Origin of the sequence: Paenibacillus sp. FSL P2-0121 (assembly GCF_037975345.1) — a bacterium.
GTDB lineage: Bacteria > Bacillota > Bacilli > Paenibacillales > Paenibacillaceae > Paenibacillus_AQ > Paenibacillus_AQ odorifer.
Genome location: NZ_CP150245.1, coordinates 2143018 through 2164287, shown reverse-complemented (window position 1 = coordinate 2164287; position 21270 = coordinate 2143018). Strand labels below are relative to the sequence as shown.

The window sequence follows — 21270 nt, the reverse complement described above, 5'->3', positions numbered from 1 at the left end:
AAACAATTAATAAACATTAGCATAGACGAGCGTTATGTCCTTTATGTGTCCACAAAAAACTCCCCCTTTCATGAGCCATACAGCTCTTGCAGGAGGAGTTCATTATATCCCTGATCAACCGGAACAATACGTTATAATTTTTAATAGGTTATTCTTTATCCTCATTGGGTTCTGATGAGGTTTCTTCGTCCTCCACACGTGGTTCCCGGTGGATATTAATTCTAGTGATACGCAATCTTGTCGATTCCTCGACTTCAAAAATAACATCTTCTACTTTGACACGTTTTCCTTTGGTTGGATTACCCTCCAGCTCCTTAAACAACCAGCCGCCGATGGAATCCACCTCATCGTCTTCAATCACAACACCCGTAAGATCGTTGACATCCTCAATCAGCATCCGGCCCTCAACAGAGATGTACTCCCCGTTATGTTCCACACTTGGACGCTCATCTTCGAACTCGTCATGTAGATCGCCTACGATTTCTTCCAGAATCTCTTCTGCTGTCAGCAAACCTGCTGTGCCGCCATATTCATCGACAACTAACGTCAGCTGAGCCTTATTCTTCTGCATAAAACGAAGAGTATGGCTGATTTCCATCGATTCCGGAACGTTAAGGATAGGCCGAACCAGAGTTGTAAGATCATTCTGCTGCTCCGGTGGAGCAAACAACAGGTCGGTAATATGAATAAAACCGATAATACGGTCCTTATCTTCCAGAGCAACCGGATAACGCGAATGTCTCGTTTCGGTAATAATCTTCATATTTTCTTCTAACGAAAGATTGCTGTAAAGCACATCCATATCTGTACGAGGCAGCATGACTTCACGTGCAAGCAGATCTGAGAATTCAAAGATATTATCCATTAGTTTCATTTCATCTTTGTCAATGACACCACTCTTGGCGCTCTGATTCATCAGAATACGTATTTCCTCTTCCGAGTGTGCTGCTTCACTTTCATTTGCAGGCTCCACACCGACCAACCGAAGCAACGCGTTGGCTGAAGCGTTCAGCACCCAGATAAAAGGCATGAACACATTATAGAAGAACATCAGGGGTGCAGATAACAACAGTGCCGAACCTTCTGTTCTTTGAATCGCGAGCGATTTAGGAGCAAGCTCCCCAAGTACAATATGTAAAAATGTAATGATCGAAAATCCAATAATCACAGATACGGTAGAAATCAGGGTATGCTCGGTGATCCCCATCTGGTACATTAAAGGTTCGACCAACAGCTCAGAAATCGCGGGCTCTCCAACCCAACCTAAGCCCAGCGACGCAAGTGTTATCCCAAACTGAGTGGCGGATAAATAGGAATCCAGTCTCTTATTTACTTTCAGAGCATATCCAGCCATTTTATTACCTTCACTGACAAGTTGGGTCAGGCGGGACTGCCTGACCTTAACTAATGAAAATTCCGCTGCTACAAAAATACCGTTCAATAATACGAGCACCAGAACCAGCAAAAGATTAAGCAATAATCTCCCTACTTCAAATTCCGTATGCACCACTTAACAACGCCTCATTTCTACAGATTGATCGCTTTTCTAGTTTTGAAGTCAACTTCCGGATAATACATATCAGCCACTAACAGATTAGGTCCGCAGCAGCCTGCTGCATCGCAGTGGCAGTTCACCTTTTGGTTCAGCGGGTGTTTAGTCTGCCAATCGATAAATATATCATCCAGCTTTTGGTTCTCGATGTTGCCAAAGGCTGCGATATCAGCGAAATCTGTAACAAAAACATCGCCAGTAAACATGTTTACGTTCACTCGGTTCCGGCCATCCGGATCATTGCGAAGGGTAACATTCTTCTCGGCGCGCATTCTGCTTATCAGCTTCTGATCTTCTTCCAGGAAGCTGCAAGCAAAAAACGGAAGGGTCCCAAACAGCATCCAAATCTCCGGATCACGGGTATCCAGTAGTTTATGGATTGCCGTCCGCATTTCATTCAAGGACAACACTGGCAAAGCCGAAGCAAAACTGGAGTTGTACATAGGATGTACCTCATGCCGTTTGGCGCCCATATCGAGAATCAACTTATGAATTTCAGGCAGCTTAGTATGTGTACGGTAATTAATCATAGTTTCCGCAGAAATTAGCATACCATCCTCACTTAGCCGTCGAGAATTCTCAATCATTGCATTATATAACCGATATGCACTTTCTTTTGAAACTGCATGCCCGCTGTTGGCAAAACCAACTTCATGAAAATCGTCTCCGTTCACATAATTAAAAGAAATATGCATAACGTCCAAATACGGAAGCAGCTTTTCATATCGAGCATACGGCATCGTCAGATTAGAATTAATTTGCGATCTAATCCCCCGCTCTTTGGCATACTTTAAGAGCGGCACTATGATATTATCCACCGTTCCAGCCAAGAACATAGGCTCTCCGCCGGTAATACTAATCGTCTCCAGATGCTCTACTTCATCTAAACGGTCCAACATATTTTTAAGCGGCAGCATATCCCCTTCTCTAGAGGTTAAACTATCACCTACCGCACAGTGTTCACACCGCATATTACATAAATTGGTTACTGTGAATTCCACACTCGTTAGCACATGGCGTCCATGCTTACGTAAAGAAGTAATGGGATCCCACGGATCGTAGCTTGGCGACAGCTCCTTCGGTGAAGATGTTAATGGTCTTAAAACATTCATTTGTACTAGCTCCTTTAAATCTTATTCCTATTATTAACCCATAATCATGAAGATTGAACGGTGTCTTATCCTATATCATACCACGTTAGTCAGAAAAACTGCACTTCGGATGTCTTTCAGACTGTCCTTACAAGCTTTTTCACTGTAAAAAATAATAGCAGCGAGACGAAAAATAGGCTTCCGCGAGTTATGCGGACAAGCCTAATCTTCTCTCTTCGCTGCTATGATAAATATTTTGGCGTTCCCACAGAATCGCCTTGATCTGCGACGTCAACGATAACAACGGAGAGGGCTTTTCCTAGATCCCTTTCGAACGGTACGACTTTCTCTCCTTCAGGCCCTGTAAGCACACGTACAATCGGTCTGTGAGGCGTACTTGGGTCTATTTTGACAACAACTCCACTTTCCCCCGTACTGAGCTTCACCGTAAGACCAAGAGGATAGATAGCCACACGATCTCTAAATAACTCTAGCTGCTTCTGCTCATACAATGTACCAGAACCTACATAAAGCGCCTCAACGGCTTGATGTGGCAGCATAGCCTTTTTGTAGACCCGGTTGGAGGTCATGGCATCGTAGGAATCAGCCACGCCCAACCATTTGGCATATTCATGAATTTGAGGTCCTTTTAATCCCCGCGGATATCCGGATCCGTCTATGCGTTCATGATGCTGAAGCGCACAATGAGCCGCGAGCAGCGGGATATTCGGTTCTTCCTTGAGAATCTGATACCCGATCTCGGTGTGTGCCTGCATATGGCGAAATTCATCTTCACTGAGCTTACCGGGTTTTTGAATGATTTTTATCGGGACTTGGGTCTTGCCAATATCATGCAGCAGCGCACCCAGACCAATCACTCGAAGCTCCTCTTTGCTGTACCCATGCGCAATGCCAAGCACCAAAGTGTACAAGCAGACATTCAGGGAATGGACGTACAAGTAGTTATCAGCGGTGTGCATATCAAGCAGCATGATCATCGGATCTTCTTGTAAAGACAAATCATCCAGGATGCTATCCATGATCTTTGAGAATTTTTTATCCAGATGGTAGAATCCCTTGCTTATTCCTGAAGCGCCTGTCATTTGCTGAAACTGATTACGAATCACCTTCAGTGCCTGATTACGTGTCTCATCTTGAAGCATACCTATAATTTCAACATCGTCCGTGACAGAGTCCTCTATGTAAATATAACCGATGTCAATTCTTGAAAGCCTTTTGATCAATGCATCAGTAAGCTCCACCCCATCCGCGAGGAGAGTTAGACCTTCATCATTATATATTTTTTTACCTAATTTCATGCCTGCTTGAAGCTGATTCACGGATACTAAACGCACTTAGCTCACTCCTGCCTTTAACGGTAAAATGCTATTCTGTTTTGAAATCCTTGGGTCACACGCTTTGTCTATACCGTTTATGTAGAGATCAGACAGGTGCACCATGAAGAACATCGGGTGTGTCTAGGTCTTTGCCTATGGGCATTAACGCATAATAAACAACCAGAATATAGCAGCAAGAATAAATCTGTAGATCGCGAAATGCGTCAATCTAATCTTTTGAATCAATTTCATAAACAAAATAACCACTACATAAGCCACTACAAAAGAAATCAGAAATCCAATTACAAAATAGCCAATCGTCTCACTAGTGAAGTTCTTATAAGAATCCAACATTTCATATCCGGAAGCCGCACACATAATAGGAATGGCTATAAGGAAGGAGAAATCCGCAGACGCTTTATAACTAACCCCACTTAACATCCCTCCGGAGATCGTAGATCCCGAACGGGAAAATCCTGGCCACAGCACTGAAATAATCTGATACATCCCGATAGCCAGCGCCTGTCCGTAAGAAAGATCGTCCAGCTCATGCGCTGTAATTCTAATTTTGCGTCTGTTTACCCATTCTGCGATAATCATTAGAATCCCGCCGGCGACAAGCGCCCAAAGAACAGTCGTGGCTCCAAAGAGACTTTTTATAAAATCGCGGGCAAAAAATGCCACAGCTAGTGCTGGGGCAATCCCAAGTATTACATGGATTAAGTTCAAACGAGACGCCGGCATCACACCGCCTCTTCCTGAGTTCTTACGCCCAATGCCCAGCAAATTAAGCACACGCTCGCGGTAAACAAGCGCAATCGCCAATATTGCCCCTAGCTGAATAACGATTTCATAAGTCTTCATAATCGAATCCTGCTCATCAAAGCCCAGAAGCTTCGAGGTCAAGATCATGTGTCCTGTAGAAGAAACAGGAATAAATTCAGTGATCCCTTCGACAATTGCTAAAATAATAGCTGTAATCGTGTCCATAATCTCCTCCTATTTTTCGGGAATCTAGCACTGTTTAAATGGAATCAAAAAGTATATCTTGTGAGCTGCAGGTTTACTCAGACTTGATCTCCCACCGAGTGAGCATACATTCATCAAGACTGTCCGGACGCTGCAATTCCATCCCAAGCAGGTCGCGTAAAAAATGAGGCAGCAAAAATACAGGATCCTTCCCATTGGCGATCGTCTCATAGCCTGCACGGAAAGTAAACATGTCCAGCGTACCAACATTATACTCTTTATCATCCTCCAGCGGGTTTCCTTCGACAAAAACTGCAATATTGTTATCATACGGTATCTTCTGCGGATCGTACAAGATTTTTATCCCATCTACTGCTAAGCTGCCCAGATAATTCCCGCGAAAGCCATACCCAAAAATCACCTTATTATAAAATTCTTCAGTAAGACTCTGCTCCAAAGCTATGCGAATATCTAGGCCTTTCAGCTTGATTACGCAGGTGTTAATGGGAGAAGGACATAGGGCGTGCAGCATTCCCGCTGTAACCTCCCCTTCAGGCAAAGGTCCTAGAAGCTGACCTGTGTTAACTATCGACAAACTGGTGCCTGTAAATCTACGTACAGCTTGGGCTAAAAGATTGCCAAAAGGGGATTCTCCCTGCAAATTCAAAGGAAGCTCACGATCTGTGATCACAACGGTCTGCTGAAGAGCCTCACGACCACGCTCCAAATGAATAGTAGCGGCAGGACCTACAATCTCTTCCTTCAGTCCTGGGTCAATCGGAATACATTCACCCGCCACTAGGCTAAATCCAGGTTGTCCCTCTCTCCGCTCAAATTGAAGCCGCCCGAGGTAACGCCCGAATTTCCCGGCTCCACATACAGCTGTTCCGTTAATCATGAGCGGTTCTTCCAGCATATGATGTGTATGTCCACCTAGAATAGCATGCACACCTTCCAGCCGCTCTGCCAGAATTCGATCTGCGGGAAGCCCCAAATGAGAAAGGATGATTAGAATGTCCACCTGAGGAGCTAGAAGAAGGCATTGTTCCCGAAGGGTTGTCTCGGGATCCAGAGCATCCCAGCCCAGCAAGGAATAAAACGAAGTAAATGCCGCTGTCGCTCCAGTCACTCCTATTCTGATTCCGTCCTTCTCCAAGATGGCATGACGCTTCATCCAGTGGGGAGGTTCCCCTGTTGCAGTCTCCACAAAATTACAGCATACCACTGGACACTGTAACCCGGAGAAAATAGAGGATAACATCTCCTGTGAGAATGTTAACCCCTCATTATTACCGATGGTTACAGCATCATATCCTGTTAAATTAAGTACATCAATGTTAGCCTGACCCATAGTTCCTTCTGTCTCGACGGCTGCACGATCCATATGATCGCCAATATCCAGCAGCAGCACAGGCGCTTCTCCCGCTGCAGCTCTTTGTCTCCCGATTTCTGCTGCCAATGGACTCACCATTTCGAAATGGCTATGTATATCATTGGTATGAAGTATGGTCAGTCTTTGCGGCACATGCCCCATTAGCAACATTCCTCCTACCTGTTGAGCCGCTCTTTAATGAAGCAGCCGATGCATGATCTTATAGAGCCTAGCATAACATTTTCAGGCTCATTATGGTATATTGTAGACATTACAACATATTTCAGAGGTGAATAAGTATGCATATCACAATCCGCCTGTTCGCGGGTTTGGCTGAGATTATCGGTTCATCTTCTCTGACCTTTCATGCGACGGAGAATCCCTTAACCGCTGGGAAGTTAAAAGAACTCCTTACAACCTCTTATCCGGATGCAGCATCCCTAATTGGAACTTCTTTGGTCGCTATTGACCGGGAATATGCACCTGATGAAGCCCTCATCACCGAGTCTGCCGAAGTTGCATTAATCCCTCCCGTTTCCGGGGGAGAGAATGGTTCTTTATATGAGAGCACTCCTGACGGCCTCTATAGCATAACGGATCTGCCATTAAATGCTGAGAAGCTTCTGGATGCCGTCCTCGATGCCAATCATGGAGCATCCCTATTATTTGTAGGAACTACACGCGAAATGACCGGAGAACAACGCACAACAGCATTAGACTATGAAGCCTATATTCCTATGGCCTTAAATAAGCTGAAGGAAATTGGTGATAAGGTGCAAAATCGCTGGAATGCACGCTGCGCGATTTCCCACCGCATTGGGCTTGTTGGTCTTAAGGAAGCGAGCGTTATCATTGCTGTCTCCACCCCTCATCGCGATACCTGTTACGAGGCTAGTCGTCTGGCCATTGAACTGCTGAAACAGACCGTCCCTATCTGGAAAAAAGACATCAATGAATCAGGCCAGCACTGGGTAGGCTCTGAACAAAAGGCTGCCGATTCCCTCCACAATTAATCTTCACTCCTTTTTCATTGAAAAATCTGCACTTTGTTGATATTCTGGATAAAATCGGATAAAAGGTGGCATAGGCATTGAGAGTACACGTCTCGGATCTAAAACCTGGTAATCACCTCAACTCAGACGCTTATAGTTCAAGAGGTCTGCATGTATTACCAAAGGGATCGCTGCTCCAGATAGATGATATCGCCAAGCTGATGCAGCATGGAGTTGATTATGTTGATATCCAGACGTTAGTGGAAGAACCTGCCCCATTAAGCAGACCTTCAATTATTCAGACGGTGACCACTAGTTTTGATACCATGATTGACGGCTTTGAGAATCTTTATATGGAAGCACTATTAAAAGGAAGCTTTAACCAATCCGTGGTTAACGACATTCTTCAGCCTTCGCTTCAATCGTTGGACAAGCAAAAGGATGTAGTCTCCCTGCTGCTTCTGCTCGATCGCGAAGATAATTATACCTACAACCACTCTTTGCAGGTAGGTATGCTCTCTTATTATATTGCAATCTGGCTTGGGTATTCCAAACAAGAATGCTATGAGATTGGACGAGCTGGATATTTAATTGATATTGGAAAATGTAGAATCTCACCTGCTCTATTAAATAAGCCTGGAAAATTAACGGCGGAAGAATTCGAAGAAGTTAAACTACATACTAAGTACGGCTACGAAATTATCCGCAATTCGATGGATGACTCACATACAGCTTTGGCAGCCCTACAGCATCATGAACGTGAGGACGGCTCTGGCTATCCTAATAAGCTAACCAAATCCGAGATTCATCCTTATGCGCAAATTGCTGCTGTAGCTGACATCTATAGTGCGATGACTTCTAAACGCGTCTATCAGTCCAAGCAAGAGCTTATTTCTGTCCTACGTGAACTAAATGACCTCAGCTTTGGTAAGCTGAACGGCAGAACGGTTCAAGCCTTTATACAGCATTTAATGCCCAACTTTATCGGCAAGCGAGTATTACTGAACACGGGGGATACAGGTGTGATTATCATGAACAATCCAGTTGATATTTTCCGTCCGCTGGTAAAGATCGATGGATTATTTGTCGATCTAGCCCGCGAACGTAACGTTACGATTGTGGAAATCTACATGGACTAGGGCGTTTCTTGAGGTCCTGCGTTGCTTAGCAGAAGGTTCAGAGCTGCTGTTTGTACACTAAATCCCCCGGTTTAACTACGGGGGATTTTTTAGTTGTACTTTGTGCAACAGAACCCATGTCTACCAGGATGAATTCTGATTTAGTTGTACTTTGTGCAACAGAATCCATGTCTAGCGAGCCGATTTCTGATTTTGTTATATTTTGTGCAACAGAATCCACGTCTACCAGGCTGACTTCTGATTTAGTTGTACTTTGTGCAACTAAATCCACGTCTAGCAAGCCAAATTCTGATTTAGTTGTACTTTGTGCAACTAGAATTAAGGAAAATGCTCTTTATAAGCACATTTCTCGAAAATAGCTGCACAAAGTGCAATTAACAGTATTTTTATAACGAGAATGATGGTTTCTATTGTACAAACTGCAACTAAAGATTGGTTTCCAGATTACTCCTAAACATTCCTCGATTTTCACCTCTCTCACCTCTCTCACCTCTATTGTTTCCTTCTGACTTCGAAGATAGTTCCTCCTACCCTCAACATAGTAATGCCCCTCAATTTAATTATCTGACGTAACGTTTGAATTCCTCTTCTAATGGCGAGACTAATATGTGGTTTTAAATTGCTATAGGAGGAAAAAAGCATGCTTCCTGTCCATGAACGCCTTGCCGAGTTGTTCACCCTGAGCCGTAGACGGCAGCTTACTGCTGCTGAGGAAACGGAGCAACAGCAGTGCCTGCAAATTAACGCTACCTACTGCTATGAGATGGCCCGATTACAAAATGAAATCCTATTAGCGGAACAGACAGCTGATCTACAATGGCATCAAGATATTTGTGCACAAATGTTTGAGCTGCATGTGACGGGCAGGGTATCCAAACGCCCAAAGTAACTGAATAGAAATATTACCCTGCTATATTATTTTCTGCCGTTCTGCTGTTCTTCCATTCTGCTGTTCTGCTGTTCTTCCGTTCTGACATTCTGCCGTTCTACCGTTCTACCGTTCTTCCAATCTTCCATTCTTCCGTTCTTCCGTGCTTCCGTGCTTCCGTGCTTCCGTTCTGCTGTTCTTCCATTCTTCCGTTCTGCCATTCTGCCGTCCTGCTGTTCTGCCGTTCTGCTGTTCTTCCATTCTTCCGTTCTGCCATTCTGCCATTCTGCTGTTCTGCCATTCTGCTGTTCTGCCGTTCTGCCGTTCTGCCGTTCTGCCGTTCTGCCGTTCTGCCGTTCTTCCGTTCTTCCGTTCTTCGGTTGCCTTGTTCCGTAATACCTCTGCCATATTCCACTCTACTCTGATCCACCAAGCCTCGACCACCTTAATCACTATATCCCTATAAAAAACAGCCCACCCCGCAGTTGCCTAAGCAACGGGAATGAGCTGTTGTTCTGTACTGTTCTGTTCTGTTCTGTACTGTTCTGTTCTGTTTTGTTTTGTTCTATTCCGTTCTGTCGGTCTATAGGAAGCGGAATTGCGCTTCGATCAGACCATTGTATACCCCATCACGGGAAGTCAACTCATGATGGTTTCCTTCTTCTTTAATCTCTCCGTGATCGAGGACGACTATTTTATCCGCATGACGGATGGTAGAGAGTCTGTGCGCTACGATAAAGGAGGTTCGGCCTTGAAGCAGGATTTTGAGTGCCTCCTGGATCTTCAGCTCCGTCTCCGTATCAATGCTGGCAGTTGCCTCATCCAGGATTAGTATCCGCGGATTTGCCAAAAGCGCCCGGGCGAAGGAGAGCAGCTGACGTTGTCCCATCGACAACGCGCTGCCGCGCTCTTCCACCTCAGTCTCATACCCTCCGGGCAGCTTCATGATAAAGTCATGGGCATCCACGGATTTTGCGGCATTTTCCACTTCTTCATCTGTAGCCTCCAGACGGCCAAAACGGATATTATCCCGAATCGTTCCCGAGAAAATAAAGGTATCTTGCAGCACGATTCCGATCTGCCTTCGCAGGCTGTCTAACGTAACCCCGCGGATATCTTCACCGTCTATCGTGATTCGGCCGCTCTTAATATCATAGAACCGGCCAATCAGGTTAATGATCGTACTTTTACCAGAACCTGTATGACCTACGAGCGCGATCGACTGTCCTGCTTTTACATCCAGATCAATACCTTTTAATGCAGCCCGGCCTTTTTCATATTCAAAAATGACCTTTTCAAAGTTAATATCCCCACGAATCGTTCCCATTGGCTTAGCACCAGGATTATCTTGCACCGCCGGTTGCTCATCCAAATATTCAAAGATCCGTTCCGAGGAAGCCATTGCCACAAGCAGCTGATTGTACATCTGCCCAAGGCGATTAATCGGGTCCCAGAAGTTGCTGACATAAGAACTGAATGCTACCAGCATACCTACTGTGAGTTCTCCAGATTGGATCAGATAAGCCCCCAGCCAAAAGAGGATCATTGTTCCAAAACCACCTGTGACCTCAATAATCGGACCGAACGCCTGGTTCATCGCAGAGGCTTTGTTCCAGGATTTTTTGCTGTCGGTATTCATAACATCGAAATAATTCATATTTTCTTGTTCTTGGGTGTAGGCTTGTGTGACTCTGATTCCCTGAATCGATTCATTTAAATGAGAATTAATTCTGGAGTTCTTCATCCGCACATCCTGCCAAGCGATCCGAATCTTTTGGCGCAGCTTAGTTGAAACAAAGAACATAATCGGAACCGTAACCATTACTGCAAGACCTAGCTTCCAGTTAATCACTAGCAGAATAATGGTAATCCCCATAAGCTGCACGCAGTCAATCATCAGATTGACAACCCCGTTTGTGAACAGATCCTGCAGAGAGTTGATATCATTGGTTACCCGTACTAATACCGAGCCTGCCGGACGTTTATCAAAGAAGTTAAAGGAGAGCTTCTGAATATGCTTGAACAAATCTGAGCGCAAATCATAAATCACTCTTTGGCCTATGATGTTCGTATATTTAATCCGGTACACTCCCGCAATCCATTGAATCAGATATAAGACGATTACCCCTGCTGTAAGCGAATAAAGCAGTGATAAGCTGGGATTCCCCACCTTTGGCGCAATCGCACGGTCAATCGCTAAACTTGTTAGGAACGGGACGGTCAACTTCGTGATGGTTCCCAGAATCATCATGATGGACACCAATGGAAGCATCTGCTTTGCATAAGGCTTCATGTACCCGAACAGTCTGGTGAATTGCTTCCAGTCAAAAGCCTTATCGATGACATCATCATCTTTATATACAAAACGTTCATCCAGTTCTTGCTGCTCGGCTGCTTTATTTTTTGCTCCCGTAGCGGTCATTGGTTTGGCTTCAAGTTTCATATGCCTCACTCCTCCCCTCTTCCGGTCGCTCTGGCCAGATAATCAGCATACTGTATCCGGTATACATCCTGATAAGGACCCGGCACTTCAATTAGCTCTTTATGGGTACCACGCTGCTGCACATGACCTTCGTTCATGACGATAATCTGATCCGCATGGCGCAAGGAGGAGATCCGATGGGCAATAATAAGTGTAGTGCGCCCCTTCATGACCTCTTGGAATCCGGCTTGAATCTCGTGCTCCGTCTCCATATCGACAGCGCTGGTCGCATCATCGAGGATAAGAATCCGCGGATTCTTAAGCAGGGCTCTAGCGATGGCAATCCGTTGCTTTTGTCCACCGGAAAGACCCATTCCGCGCTCACCCACCACAGTGTCATAACCGTCTTCCATCTCCATGATGAAATCATGGGCTTTGGCAAGTTGTGCAGCTCGGATAATTTCTTCCATGCTTACATTTTTCAACCCATAGGAGATGTTGTTGCGAATTGAGGAGGAGAACAGGAAGGTCTCCTGAAAAACCGTTGCAATCTGTGAACGCAAGCTGCGAACATTGTATTCTCTGATGTCCATCCCATCCAGTGTGATGCTACCTTCATTAACGTCATAAGCACGCATCATCAGCTGTGTAATGGTCGATTTACCAGAGCCCGTACCTCCAAGGAACCCTATAACCGCACCAGATTTGGCCTCAAAATCAATGTCTGTAACCGCAGGCATTTTGTTCCCATAAGCAAATGTGACGTGATTAAACGCTACATCTCCCTTAACCTCAGAAGGTACCAGTTCACGGGCGTTCTCTTTATCCTTCACATCGATATTCTGATTAAGTACTTCCAATACACGTTCTCCCGATGCTTTGGACTGTGTATAGTTATTAATATGGAATCCAAGACCCCAAATCGGACCAATGATGTACCAAATTAAGCTGAAAAAAGCAACCAGTTCGCCTAGTGACATTTTCCCCTTAATAACTAACGTTCCACCTACTCCAAGCAGAATAGCTGCACTGATCGATGCTAAAAACTCCATCGCCGGAAAAAACTTACTCCATAGCTCAGCGGCAAAAATTTGGTTATTCTTATAACGTTCGTTGCGGTGTGAGAATTTCTCTACTTCATGAGCCTCTCTCGCAAATGATTTGACGGTGCGCACACCCGTGATATTCTCCTGTACAGCCGTTGTCAGAGAACTGAGTGCAAGACGCATCTCTTGAAAGGCCGGGTGAATCTTAGACTCGAATTTTAGCGCAATAAACGCCAGGATGGGCATCGTAATCAGAGTTACTAGAGTAAGCTGCCAATTGAGTGAGAACATCATAATCGAACCAAAAATGACCATAAAAAAGACATTCAGCAGCTGAGCAAAACCGAAACCGATAAAGTTACGAATCGCTTCCAAATCTCCGGTTAGCCGGGACATCAAATCTCCCGTTTTCGCGGTATCATAATAACGGAAAGATAGGAATTGTAGCTTCTCATAACAAGCATTACGCAGCCGGTATGCAAGAAAGTTACCTAGCCGTCCTCCAAAAAATCCATGTGCAAACTGCAGGCATGCTTTTACTATTACTACAGCTAACACGCTCAATGCGAGCACTGGCACCTCTGTAAACTTAAGTGGCACAATAACATCATCGATCAGCTTTCTTAACAAATTGGGGGTAATCAGCCCCACTGCAGTTGCAGCGGCCAAACATATAATCGAAAGAATCAGAAAATGCAGCTTCTCCCGATAATAACCGCGCAGTTGCCTGAGAACATCCATATCTCTCCTCCTTAAGGCTTACTTAGTAAGCAATTTTTTGTATAAAGCAAATGTTACATCGTAAGCTAGCTTTTTTTAGCGCTTACAATTTAGTGACTTTAAGCAGTGTATCATCCATAATTTAATGCGGCAAAGGGGAGAATTGCGCGTTTTTGCGGTTATTTCGGAAAAAAGCAGCATCTACATGATATAAAGGACCCTCGTTATCTTAAAATGCTCGTGTTTCCTCCTTAATCCTGATGAATTAAGAATCTACATGATTATTGTAATCATCGTGTAATATTAGGAGGACCTTTATTCGGTTTTTTGCATAATTATTGGAATTTATTCCGGGATACGAAGAGTTCACTTTTTCGCCGTCTTAAATTTGCTTCAGATGTAAAACTTTTACCACAATTTACCGTAATATAGTAATACAACACTTTTTACTTATATTATGGAGGGGAACTATATTGAAAAAGCAGCTTGTTTTATCTTGTATTATCGCCATTATCCTTCTTTCAGGGTGTAGCAATACAAATAACAATAACCCTACGGACGCAAACACAGCGATCAACGAATCTAAAAACTTGTTTAATTTCGGGGAAATCTCCTCAAAAACTGATACAGCACCCTCACCTGAAAAAATGCTAAGAGAAATAAGCAATTTTGTTATTGCTGACATTTGGAATGTTGGGTTTGTAGATGTTATCTCATACACTAGAAGTGGTACAAGCAGTACAGGAGCGAGCATGGACATTGACTTTACGATCGAACAGCTTGGCAAAGCCATGGAAGAGAAAAAAGAATACGATACATATATGAACGAGTTAGATATTAAGTATGATTCTATAAAAAAAATATGGGCCAAGCTTTCCCCAGAAATTGATCTTTTATATAAACAGATCCAGGAGACACCTCCAAAAGCAAACGATAACAGCTTAAAACTTGATGCAGGTAAATTTAATCAATATTCAGAGGCTTTTAGTAAAGAAGTGAATGATCTGGCAAAACAGTAACCTATACCATATAAAAACCCCCGCCAAGTGATTGGCGGGGGTTCTGTTTATAATTGGGTTTTAGCAGCGTTTCATATAATCAACCCGCTATCTGTTTGTATCTTACACACCATTCTATTCTTTCTCTCATAAAATATAAAATCTACAATGAGAGGTTAGGTGAATAGGATGAGTATACAGTTTCTTGATATGCGAATTTCACAGGGCAGCACTATGGATGCACAAAGTCTTAATTTAGTTCGTTCAAGTGCAATTTTCGGTGACATTGGACTTCAGACAGTAAATGTTACACCTGCAAATGCAGGCTTAGTGAGAGTCACATTGAATGCTTTTGCCAGACTTAGTGTTGATGTCAGCATTATAGTTCAGAATGATGTTACTTTTAGTATTTACCGCAATAATATATTAATTTTTAGTACAACCTACCCCGGAAACATTAATAATACAACGACCCAATATGAAATGGTTGGAATCACCGCTGTCGACTATCCGCCTTCAACCGATGTGCTTACCGGCCAGATCCAATACACCATTGTAGCATCAGCGATTAGAACGGCATCTCTGGGAGCCAGATCCTTCAGTGGAATTGCCGTTGCCGGAAATGGATAATAAAAAATATTAAAGGTGTGTCCCCGGAGCATTCGGGGATTTTTTCAATTGTGCCAATAAAAAAGCATCCGCAGAAAAATATCTACGGATGCTTTGAAGAAATATAAGCGTTGGGAGGACAAGCCTCCATTCATAAGCGCTCTTATTAACCGATTGAACCTTCCATTTCGAACTTGATCAGACGGTTCATTTCGACCGCATATTCCATCGGCAGTTCTTTTGTGAACGGCTCGATGAAGCCCATGATGATCATTTGAGTCGCTTCTGCTTCAGTGAGGCCACGGCTCATCAGGTAGAACAGTTGCTCCTCAGAAACTTTAGACACGGTTGCTTCATGCTCAAGAACGATGTTATCGTTCATGATTTCATTGTAAGGAATAGTATCCGAAGTGGACTCATTATCCAAAATCAGCGTATCACATTTAATGTTCGATTTCGCACCTTCTGCTTGACGGCCGAAGGAAGCTAGACCACGGTAAGTTACTTTACCGCCATGTTTACTGATGGATTTCGATACAATGGTGGATGTTGTATCTGGAGCCAAATGGATCATCTTGGCACCCGCATCCTGATGCTGGTCTTTACCTGCTACCGCGATGGATAGTACTGAACCTTTAGCACCACGGCCTTTAAGAACAACCGCAGGGTATTTCATGGTCAGCTTGGAACCGATGTTACCATCGACCCATTCCATAGTAGCATTCTCTTCTGCAACCGCACGTTTCGTAACGAGGTTGTAGATGTTTGGAGCCCAGTTCTGGATTGTGGTATAACGAACGCGAGCGTTCTTCATACACAAGATTTCAACAACCGCACTGTGCAGAGAGTTCGTGCTATAGATTGGAGCAGTACATCCTTCTACGTAGTGCACGAAGCTGTCTTCATCAGCAAGGATCAAAGTACGTTCGAATTGTCCCATGTTCTCAGAGTTAATACGGAAGTAAGCCTGCAAAGGAACTTCACATTTCACACCTTTAGGAACATAGATGAAGCTGCCGCCTGACCAAACTGCACTGTTAAGTGCGGCAAACTTATTATCGGTTGGAGGGATGATCGTCCCGAAATATTTTTTCAGAAGCTCTGGGTGCTCACGCAATGCAGTGTCGGTATCTGTAAAAATAACCCCTTGATCTTCAAGGCTCTTCTGCATGCTGTGATAGACTACCTCAGATTCATATTGTGCCGAAACGCCGGCGAGGAACTTCTGTTCCGCTTCCGGAATCCCCAGCTTATCAAAGGTTTCTTTGATTTCGGAAGGAACTTCTTCCCAAGTCTTCCCTTGCTTCTCTGAAGGTCTTACATAGTATTGAATATCCTCGAAGTCCAAATCATCCATATTGCCGCCCCATGTTGGCATTGGCATTTTACGGAACTGCTCCAAAGATTTCAAGCGGAAGTCAAGCATCCACTGTGGTTCATTTTTGATTGCTGAAATTTCTTTAACAATTTCGGCCGTCAAACCTTTACCAGACTGGAATATCGATTTATGCTCATCACGGAACCCGTACTGGTATTCTTCCATATCAGGCGCTTTCTTAGCCATGGTGTCAGCCTCCTTGTTCTACTGTTATTTATGTTGCTCTTCTTCGTCAATTCCTTTACGAAGTGCGTTCCAAGCCAGTGTTGCGCATTTGATCCGCGCAGGGAATTTATTCACACCCGAAAGGGCTTCAATGTCTTCGTAATCTCCAAAATCCACGTCTTCACCCTTCATCAGTAAGGAGAAGTTATCAGCCAGTTCAAGCGCACGTTCAACCGTTTGTCCTTTGATCGCCTCAGTCATCATCGAAGCCGATGACATACTGATCGAACAGCCTTCACCATTATAACGGGCATCCTTTACGATTCCATCCTCTACCTTAAGCTGAAGAGTAATCCGGTCACCACAGGTTGGGTTATTCAGTTCAATTTTTAGAGCATCATCTTCAAATGAACCGCGATTTCGAGGACTTTTATAATGATCCATAATTACGCGTCTGTATAAGTCATCCAAGTTCATAGCTGAAGTACTCCTTTGTCTTGATTAAAGCGTCCACCAGTTGATCTACATCCTGCTCGTTATTATACAGATAAAAGCTTGCACGTGCTGTAGAGCTGGCTTCCAGCCAGCGCATCAGCGGCTGACAGCAGTGATGCCCGGCGCGGATGGCAATGCCTTCCGCATCTAGCACTGTAGCGACATCATGCGGGTGAACGTCACCCAGATTAAAGGTGACAACGCCGACTTCTCGATTTCGAGGGCCATAAATGTTCAGACCCTCGATCTCTGACAGACGTTGCTCTGCATACGCTGCAAGAGCTTTCTCATGGCGGTGTATCTCATCCAAACCGATTTCTTGTAAGAAATCAATGGCTGCACCTAGACCAACAGCACCAGCTATGATCGGCGTACCGCCTTCAAACTTCCAAGGCAGTTCTTTCCATGTGGATTCATAAAGACCCACATCATCGATCATCTCGCCACCGAATTCGACGGGCTCCATGGCTTCGAGAAGTGCTCTCTTGCCATACAAAGCGCCAATTCCGGTGGGTGCGAGCATTTTATGACCAGATAGTGCATAGAAATCACAATCCAGATCCTGCACATCGACCTTCATATGTGGTGTGCTTTGTGCACCATCTACGACAATTACTGCACCATGACGATGAGCAATAGCCGCAAGCTCTTTAATAGGATGAGTTACTCCCATAACGTTGGATACATAAGCGATAGCAACGATTTTGGTTTTATCCGTAATCGTCTGCTCGGCAGCTTCCAACGTAACCGTTCCATCAGGTTGCAACGGTATATATTTTAATGTAGCACCTGTCTTCTTAGCGAGCTGCTGCCATGGAATCAGATTACTATGATGCTCCATTAAGGTGATGACGATTTCGTCGCCTTCACCCACAGCAGAGGGTCCGTAAGAAGAGGCCACAAGATTTAAGGCTGTAGTTGTTCCGCGTGTAAAGATAATTTCTTTAGTGCTGCGGGCGTTAATAAACTTAGCTAGCTTCTCCCGGGCTCCCTCGTAGGCATCGGTTGCTCGGCTGCCTAAAGTATGGACGCCACGGTGTACGTTGGCGTTATCCCACTCATAATACGACTTGACCGCCTCAATTACTTTCCGAGGCTTCTGTGAAGTAGCAGCACTGTCCAGATAGACCAGTGGATGTCCGTTCACATTCTGGTTCAGTATGGGAAATTGCTCCCGGATGGCGTTGCTAATCATTGCACTAACTTCCTTTCCACAAGAGATTGGAGCTGATTGCGCAGTCCCTCCAGTGGAATTTGTGACACAACAGGAGCCAAGAAGCCGTAGATGATCAGAGTCTCTGCATCATGCCGTGTAATTCCGCGGGACATTAGGTAAAAGACTTGCTCGTGATTGACCTGACCTACGGAAGCGGCATGGCCGGCTGTAACATCATCTTCATCAATAAGCAGGATCGGATTGGCGTCACCACGGGCTTTTGGACTCAGCATCAATACTTTTTCCGTTTGCTGGCCGTCCGCTCTAGTAGCACCTTTCTCAATCTTGGTGATTCCGTTGATGATAGAAGTAGCAGAATCACGCATAACTGCACGAGTGATCATGTCACTTGGTGTGCTTTTGCCAAAATGCTGAGCTTGAGTGGTGTAATTCAGTTTCTGTGATCCCGTACCTACTGCAATTACTTTAGCATCGGAGCTAGAACCGTTGCCTTTAAGCACAGACTTGGTATCACTCGCAGTATCTCCGTAGTTCATCTCACCAACGATCCATTCGATGACTCCGTCATTCTCAACAACCGCCCGGCGATAAGTTACATCTGTAGTATCTACACCAAGCTGATGCACTGTAGCATAACGAACTTTAGCGCCAGCGCCCACGAATACCTCTACCGCACCATTGTGTAGTCCAGCTTCTTCTTTATCCGATACGTAGTTGTCTACATAGGTTACGGAACTGTTAGTATCAGCTACGACCAGAATGTGTGGAACAAAAGTAGCTTCCGCATCATCCGTTAACAGCACTGCTTGAAGCGGAGTTTCAATAACAACATTCTTAGGAACATAGAGGAATACTCCACCATTCCACAATGCAGCATGAAGCGCTGCGATAGAATGTTCGTCTGGCTGAATGGCTTTATGCAAGTAACGTTGAACCAAATCTCCGTGTTCTTTAACAGCTGTCTGTAGATCTGTAAAAATAACACCCTGTTCTGCAAGCTCAGGAGCGATACGTGTATATACTGCACCGGAGTTGCGTTGAATAATCAGGCTGCCTTCCTCCTGATCCTTGATCAAGGAAGAAATAGATGCAGGTGCATCACTTAGCGAAGCAAAAGGTTCACTTGCTTTATAGCTACCATAATTATTGACATTCCAACGATCAATCCGTGTCTTCTCTAATTTAGGCAGTGTCAGAGTAGCTGCCAATTCTAGTGCCTTCAAGCGGCTTTCTTTCAGCCAACCCGGTTCGCCGCTGCTGTGCGATAATTCGCTCAAGCGTTCGGCATCCACCGGAAGAATGGTCTGTGTCGTCATAGTGGTCTCCTCCTTCCTGGCGTTTCTTACGCTTCTTGCCCTACAGTTTCATCTTCAATTCCAAGTTCTTCTTTAATCCATTCATAACCCTCTGCTTCCAGACGCTGTGCAAGCTCTGGACCACCGGATTTCACGATTCTACCTTGCATCATAACGTGAACATAATCAGGTTTGATGTAGTTCAAAAGACGTTGATAGTGGGTAATAACTAAGAAGCCGCGTTCTTCGCTCCGCATGGAGTTTACGCCTTCAGCTACAATTTTCAAAGCATCAATATCAAGACCGGAGTCAATTTCGTCCAAGATCACGATTTTTGGATCCAGCATCATCATTTGTAGAATTTCATTACGTTTCTTCTCACCACCGGAGAAGCCCTCGTTCAAGTAACGGTGTAAAAACTCAGGGTTCATATCTAGTTCTTTCATCTTTGCTTCCATTTGGCGAATAAAACGAATCAACGAGATTTCGCTTCCCTCTTCACGACGGGAATTAATGGCAGAACGCAAGAAGTCGGAGTTAGTTACTCCAGAGATTTCGCTTGGATATTGCATTGCAAGGAAAAGACCTGCACGTGCGCGTTCATCAACAGCCATCTCCAGAAGATCTTCACCATCAAGAGTTGCAGTTCCATCAGTTACTTCGTATTTAGGATGACCCATTAGCGCCGAAGCCAAAGTACTTTTACCTGTACCGTTTGGTCCCATGATGGCGTGAATTTCGCCACCTTTCATTTGAAGGTTAATCCCCTTCAAAATTTCTTTTCCCTCAATCGTCGCTTTAAGACCCTCAATGACAAATTCTGCTGCCATAATATTATTCCCTCCATTGATCGATTTGCGAAATCAAAAGTTGTATTGAAACAGGATAATCCTGATTCCCAGCACAATTAGATTTTCTATCACATTATAATTATTATAAATTGAATCACAATGATTATCAATGATTCTCACTAATTTTATATCAAACCTTGTTTTTTTACAAATTTCTCTTTAGCTAATCACTTGTGACTCAGAGAAGATTTTCATTAAACATAAGACTACGCAAAAATAAGACTTCCCGCAGGAAGCCTTATTCAAACTGCTTAATGATTAGCTAAGAAACGAACGTAGCATCCATTGGTGTTTCTCCAGATCACTACGGATTTTAATGAACATATCTGAGGTTGGCTGATCCTTGGTTTCTTCGGCAAGCTCGATGCCTTCTGTCAGCTCTTCAGAGATGGTGGCGAAGTCTTCAATCAGAGACTGAACCATTCCCCGTGTATCTTCCTTACCTGTAGCTTCTTGAATTGTAGCTAATTCCAAATATTCTTTCAATGTTGCTGCCGGACTGCCTTTGATGGTTAGCAAGCGTTCTGCTACTTCATCCATGTGAAGGGTTACTTCATTATATAATTCCTCAAATTTCACATGAAGGGAGAAGAACTGTTCTCCTTTGACATACCAATGAAAGTTATGAATTTTTACGTACAGGACATTTAAGTTAGCAACCTGACGATTCATGATCTGTTCCAGTGAAGTTGTATTTACTTTATTCGATGCTTTAGCCATGAGATGATCCCTACCTTATCCATTATATTTACCGGTTACTATTTCCTTCGTCCGGTAGTAACTTGTCTATTCTT

The 21270-nt window shown here is 44.2% G+C and carries 20 protein-coding genes; 5 read left to right on the top strand and 15 right to left on the bottom strand.

Going from position 1 to position 21270, the window contains the following annotated elements:
- Nucleotides 1-148: 148 nt before the first annotated feature.
- The 5 genes from MKY54_RS09370 to MKY54_RS09350 form a co-directional block, all read right to left on the bottom strand.
- Nucleotides 149-1507: a hemolysin family protein gene (locus MKY54_RS09370; protein ID WP_339191146.1), complete on the bottom strand. Its 1359-nt coding sequence runs from the start codon at nucleotides 1505-1507 to the stop codon at nucleotides 149-151.
- A 20-nt stretch (nucleotides 1508-1527) separates the two neighbouring features.
- A complete protein-coding gene (gene yfkAB / locus MKY54_RS09365) occupies nucleotides 1528-2664 on the bottom strand; it encodes a radical SAM/CxCxxxxC motif protein YfkAB (RefSeq protein ID WP_036684078.1) in 1137 nt (378 codons plus the stop codon).
- A 221-nt stretch (nucleotides 2665-2885) separates the two neighbouring features.
- Complete coding sequence (locus tag MKY54_RS09360; RefSeq protein WP_076187093.1) at nucleotides 2886-3998, bottom strand: HD-GYP domain-containing protein; 1113 nt, start codon at nucleotides 3996-3998, stop codon at nucleotides 2886-2888.
- Nucleotides 3999-4142: 144 nt separating this feature from the next.
- Nucleotides 4143-4970, bottom strand: coding sequence for an undecaprenyl-diphosphate phosphatase (locus MKY54_RS09355; protein ID WP_076124791.1), 828 nt, complete (start codon nucleotides 4968-4970; stop codon nucleotides 4143-4145).
- A gap of 73 nt (nucleotides 4971-5043) precedes the next feature.
- Nucleotides 5044-6483 (bottom strand): bifunctional UDP-sugar hydrolase/5'-nucleotidase, encoded by a 1440-nt coding sequence (locus MKY54_RS09350; RefSeq protein WP_339190275.1) that lies wholly within the window; start codon nucleotides 6481-6483, stop codon nucleotides 5044-5046.
- A gap of 137 nt (nucleotides 6484-6620) precedes the next feature.
- On the opposite strand from MKY54_RS09350, the gene MKY54_RS09345 reads away from it, so the two are divergent.
- Together MKY54_RS09345 and MKY54_RS09340 are read left to right on the top strand one after the other, a co-directional pair.
- Nucleotides 6621-7334: a molybdenum cofactor biosynthesis protein MoaE gene (locus MKY54_RS09345; RefSeq protein ID WP_339190273.1), complete on the top strand. Its 714-nt coding sequence runs from the start codon at nucleotides 6621-6623 to the stop codon at nucleotides 7332-7334.
- Nucleotides 7335-7411: 77 nt separating this feature from the next.
- On the top strand, nucleotides 7412-8452 hold the full coding sequence (locus MKY54_RS09340) for an HD-GYP domain-containing protein (RefSeq protein WP_076219643.1): 1041 nt from the start codon (nucleotides 7412-7414) through the stop codon (nucleotides 8450-8452).
- Between the two features lie 37 nt (nucleotides 8453-8489).
- Here the strand turns inward: MKY54_RS09340 and MKY54_RS09335 are convergent, their stop codons facing one another.
- Nucleotides 8490-8723, bottom strand: coding sequence for a hypothetical protein (locus MKY54_RS09335; protein ID WP_143765066.1), 234 nt, complete (start codon nucleotides 8721-8723; stop codon nucleotides 8490-8492).
- 369 nt (nucleotides 8724-9092) lie between these two features.
- On the opposite strand from MKY54_RS09335, the gene MKY54_RS09330 reads away from it, so the two are divergent.
- On the top strand, nucleotides 9093-9341 hold the full coding sequence (locus MKY54_RS09330) for a hypothetical protein (RefSeq protein ID WP_076309107.1): 249 nt from the start codon (nucleotides 9093-9095) through the stop codon (nucleotides 9339-9341).
- A 97-nt stretch (nucleotides 9342-9438) separates the two neighbouring features.
- Here MKY54_RS09330 and MKY54_RS09325 read toward each other — a convergent pair whose 3' ends face one another.
- From MKY54_RS09325 to MKY54_RS09315, 3 genes are all read right to left on the bottom strand, one after another.
- Nucleotides 9439-9750, bottom strand: coding sequence for a hypothetical protein (locus MKY54_RS09325; RefSeq protein ID WP_339190272.1), 312 nt, complete (start codon nucleotides 9748-9750; stop codon nucleotides 9439-9441).
- Nucleotides 9751-9903: 153 nt separating this feature from the next.
- Entirely contained in the window at nucleotides 9904-11742 is a 1839-nt protein-coding gene (locus tag MKY54_RS09320; protein ID WP_339191144.1) for an ABC transporter ATP-binding protein, read from the bottom strand.
- Nucleotides 11743-11768: 26 nt separating this feature from the next.
- Entirely contained in the window at nucleotides 11769-13529 is a 1761-nt protein-coding gene (locus tag MKY54_RS09315) for an ABC transporter ATP-binding protein (RefSeq protein WP_036684103.1), read from the bottom strand.
- Between the two features lie 452 nt (nucleotides 13530-13981).
- On the opposite strand from MKY54_RS09315, the gene MKY54_RS09310 reads away from it, so the two are divergent.
- Nucleotides 13982-14527, top strand: a complete 546-nt coding sequence (locus tag MKY54_RS09310) for a hypothetical protein (protein WP_076277536.1) — start codon at nucleotides 13982-13984, stop codon at nucleotides 14525-14527.
- Nucleotides 14528-14695: 168 nt separating this feature from the next.
- Nucleotides 14696-15136, top strand: a complete 441-nt coding sequence (locus MKY54_RS09305) for a hypothetical protein (protein WP_076191066.1) — start codon at nucleotides 14696-14698, stop codon at nucleotides 15134-15136.
- Between the two features lie 145 nt (nucleotides 15137-15281).
- Here MKY54_RS09305 and sufB read toward each other — a convergent pair whose 3' ends face one another.
- The 6 genes from sufB to MKY54_RS09275 form a co-directional block, all read right to left on the bottom strand.
- On the bottom strand, nucleotides 15282-16679 hold the full coding sequence (gene sufB / locus MKY54_RS09300; protein ID WP_036684335.1) for a Fe-S cluster assembly protein SufB: 1398 nt from the start codon (nucleotides 16677-16679) through the stop codon (nucleotides 15282-15284).
- A gap of 24 nt (nucleotides 16680-16703) precedes the next feature.
- Entirely contained in the window at nucleotides 16704-17135 is a 432-nt protein-coding gene (gene sufU, locus MKY54_RS09295) for a Fe-S cluster assembly sulfur transfer protein SufU (protein ID WP_036684339.1), read from the bottom strand.
- Nucleotides 17122-18348 (bottom strand): cysteine desulfurase, encoded by a 1227-nt coding sequence (locus MKY54_RS09290; protein ID WP_076191063.1) that lies wholly within the window; start codon nucleotides 18346-18348, stop codon nucleotides 17122-17124. Before MKY54_RS09290 ends, sufU begins: the two co-directional genes overlap by 14 nt.
- Nucleotides 18345-19646: a Fe-S cluster assembly protein SufD gene (sufD, locus tag MKY54_RS09285; RefSeq protein ID WP_036684344.1), complete on the bottom strand. Its 1302-nt coding sequence runs from the start codon at nucleotides 19644-19646 to the stop codon at nucleotides 18345-18347. The genes MKY54_RS09290 and sufD overlap by 4 nt, the downstream gene beginning before the upstream one ends.
- A 26-nt stretch (nucleotides 19647-19672) precedes the next feature.
- Nucleotides 19673-20455 carry a Fe-S cluster assembly ATPase SufC gene (gene sufC / locus MKY54_RS09280; protein ID WP_036684347.1) on the bottom strand — a complete coding sequence of 261 codons (783 nt, stop codon included), beginning with the start codon at nucleotides 20453-20455 and terminating at the stop codon, nucleotides 19673-19675.
- Nucleotides 20456-20734: 279 nt separating this feature from the next.
- Nucleotides 20735-21196, bottom strand: a complete 462-nt coding sequence (locus MKY54_RS09275) for a Dps family protein (RefSeq protein WP_036684350.1) — start codon at nucleotides 21194-21196, stop codon at nucleotides 20735-20737.
- Between the last annotated feature and the right edge of the window lie 74 nt (nucleotides 21197-21270).

Excerpts from the sequence above, each read along its gene's own strand:
- yfkAB (WP_036684078.1), bottom strand. The coding sequence starts at position 2,664 with ATGAATGTTTTAAGACCATTAACATCTTCACCGAAGGAGCTGTCGCCA.
- MKY54_RS09355 (WP_076124791.1), bottom strand. The coding sequence starts at position 4,970 with ATGGACACGATTACAGCTATTATTTTAGCAATTGTCGAAGGGATCACT.
- MKY54_RS09350 (WP_339190275.1), bottom strand. The coding sequence starts at position 6,483 with ATGGGGCATGTGCCGCAAAGACTGACCATACTTCATACCAATGATATA.
- MKY54_RS09345 (WP_339190273.1), top strand. The coding sequence starts at position 6,621 with ATGCATATCACAATCCGCCTGTTCGCGGGTTTGGCTGAGATTATCGGT.
- MKY54_RS09330 (WP_076309107.1), top strand. The coding sequence starts at position 9,093 with ATGCTTCCTGTCCATGAACGCCTTGCCGAGTTGTTCACCCTGAGCCGT.
- MKY54_RS09320 (WP_339191144.1), bottom strand. The coding sequence starts at position 11,742 with ATGACCGCTACGGGAGCAAAAAATAAAGCAGCCGAGCAGCAAGAACTG.
- MKY54_RS09315 (WP_036684103.1), bottom strand. The coding sequence starts at position 13,529 with ATGGATGTTCTCAGGCAACTGCGCGGTTATTATCGGGAGAAGCTGCAT.
- MKY54_RS09305 (WP_076191066.1), top strand. The coding sequence starts at position 14,696 with ATGAGTATACAGTTTCTTGATATGCGAATTTCACAGGGCAGCACTATG.
- sufB (WP_036684335.1), bottom strand. The coding sequence starts at position 16,679 with ATGGCTAAGAAAGCGCCTGATATGGAAGAATACCAGTACGGGTTCCGT.
- sufU (WP_036684339.1), bottom strand. The coding sequence starts at position 17,135 with ATGAACTTGGATGACTTATACAGACGCGTAATTATGGATCATTATAAA.
- MKY54_RS09290 (WP_076191063.1), bottom strand. The coding sequence starts at position 18,348 with ATGATTAGCAACGCCATCCGGGAGCAATTTCCCATACTGAACCAGAAT.
- sufD (WP_036684344.1), bottom strand. The coding sequence starts at position 19,646 with ATGACGACACAGACCATTCTTCCGGTGGATGCCGAACGCTTGAGCGAA.
- sufC (WP_036684347.1), bottom strand. The coding sequence starts at position 20,455 with ATGGCAGCAGAATTTGTCATTGAGGGTCTTAAAGCGACGATTGAGGGA.
- MKY54_RS09275 (WP_036684350.1), bottom strand. The coding sequence starts at position 21,196 with ATGGCTAAAGCATCGAATAAAGTAAATACAACTTCACTGGAACAGATC.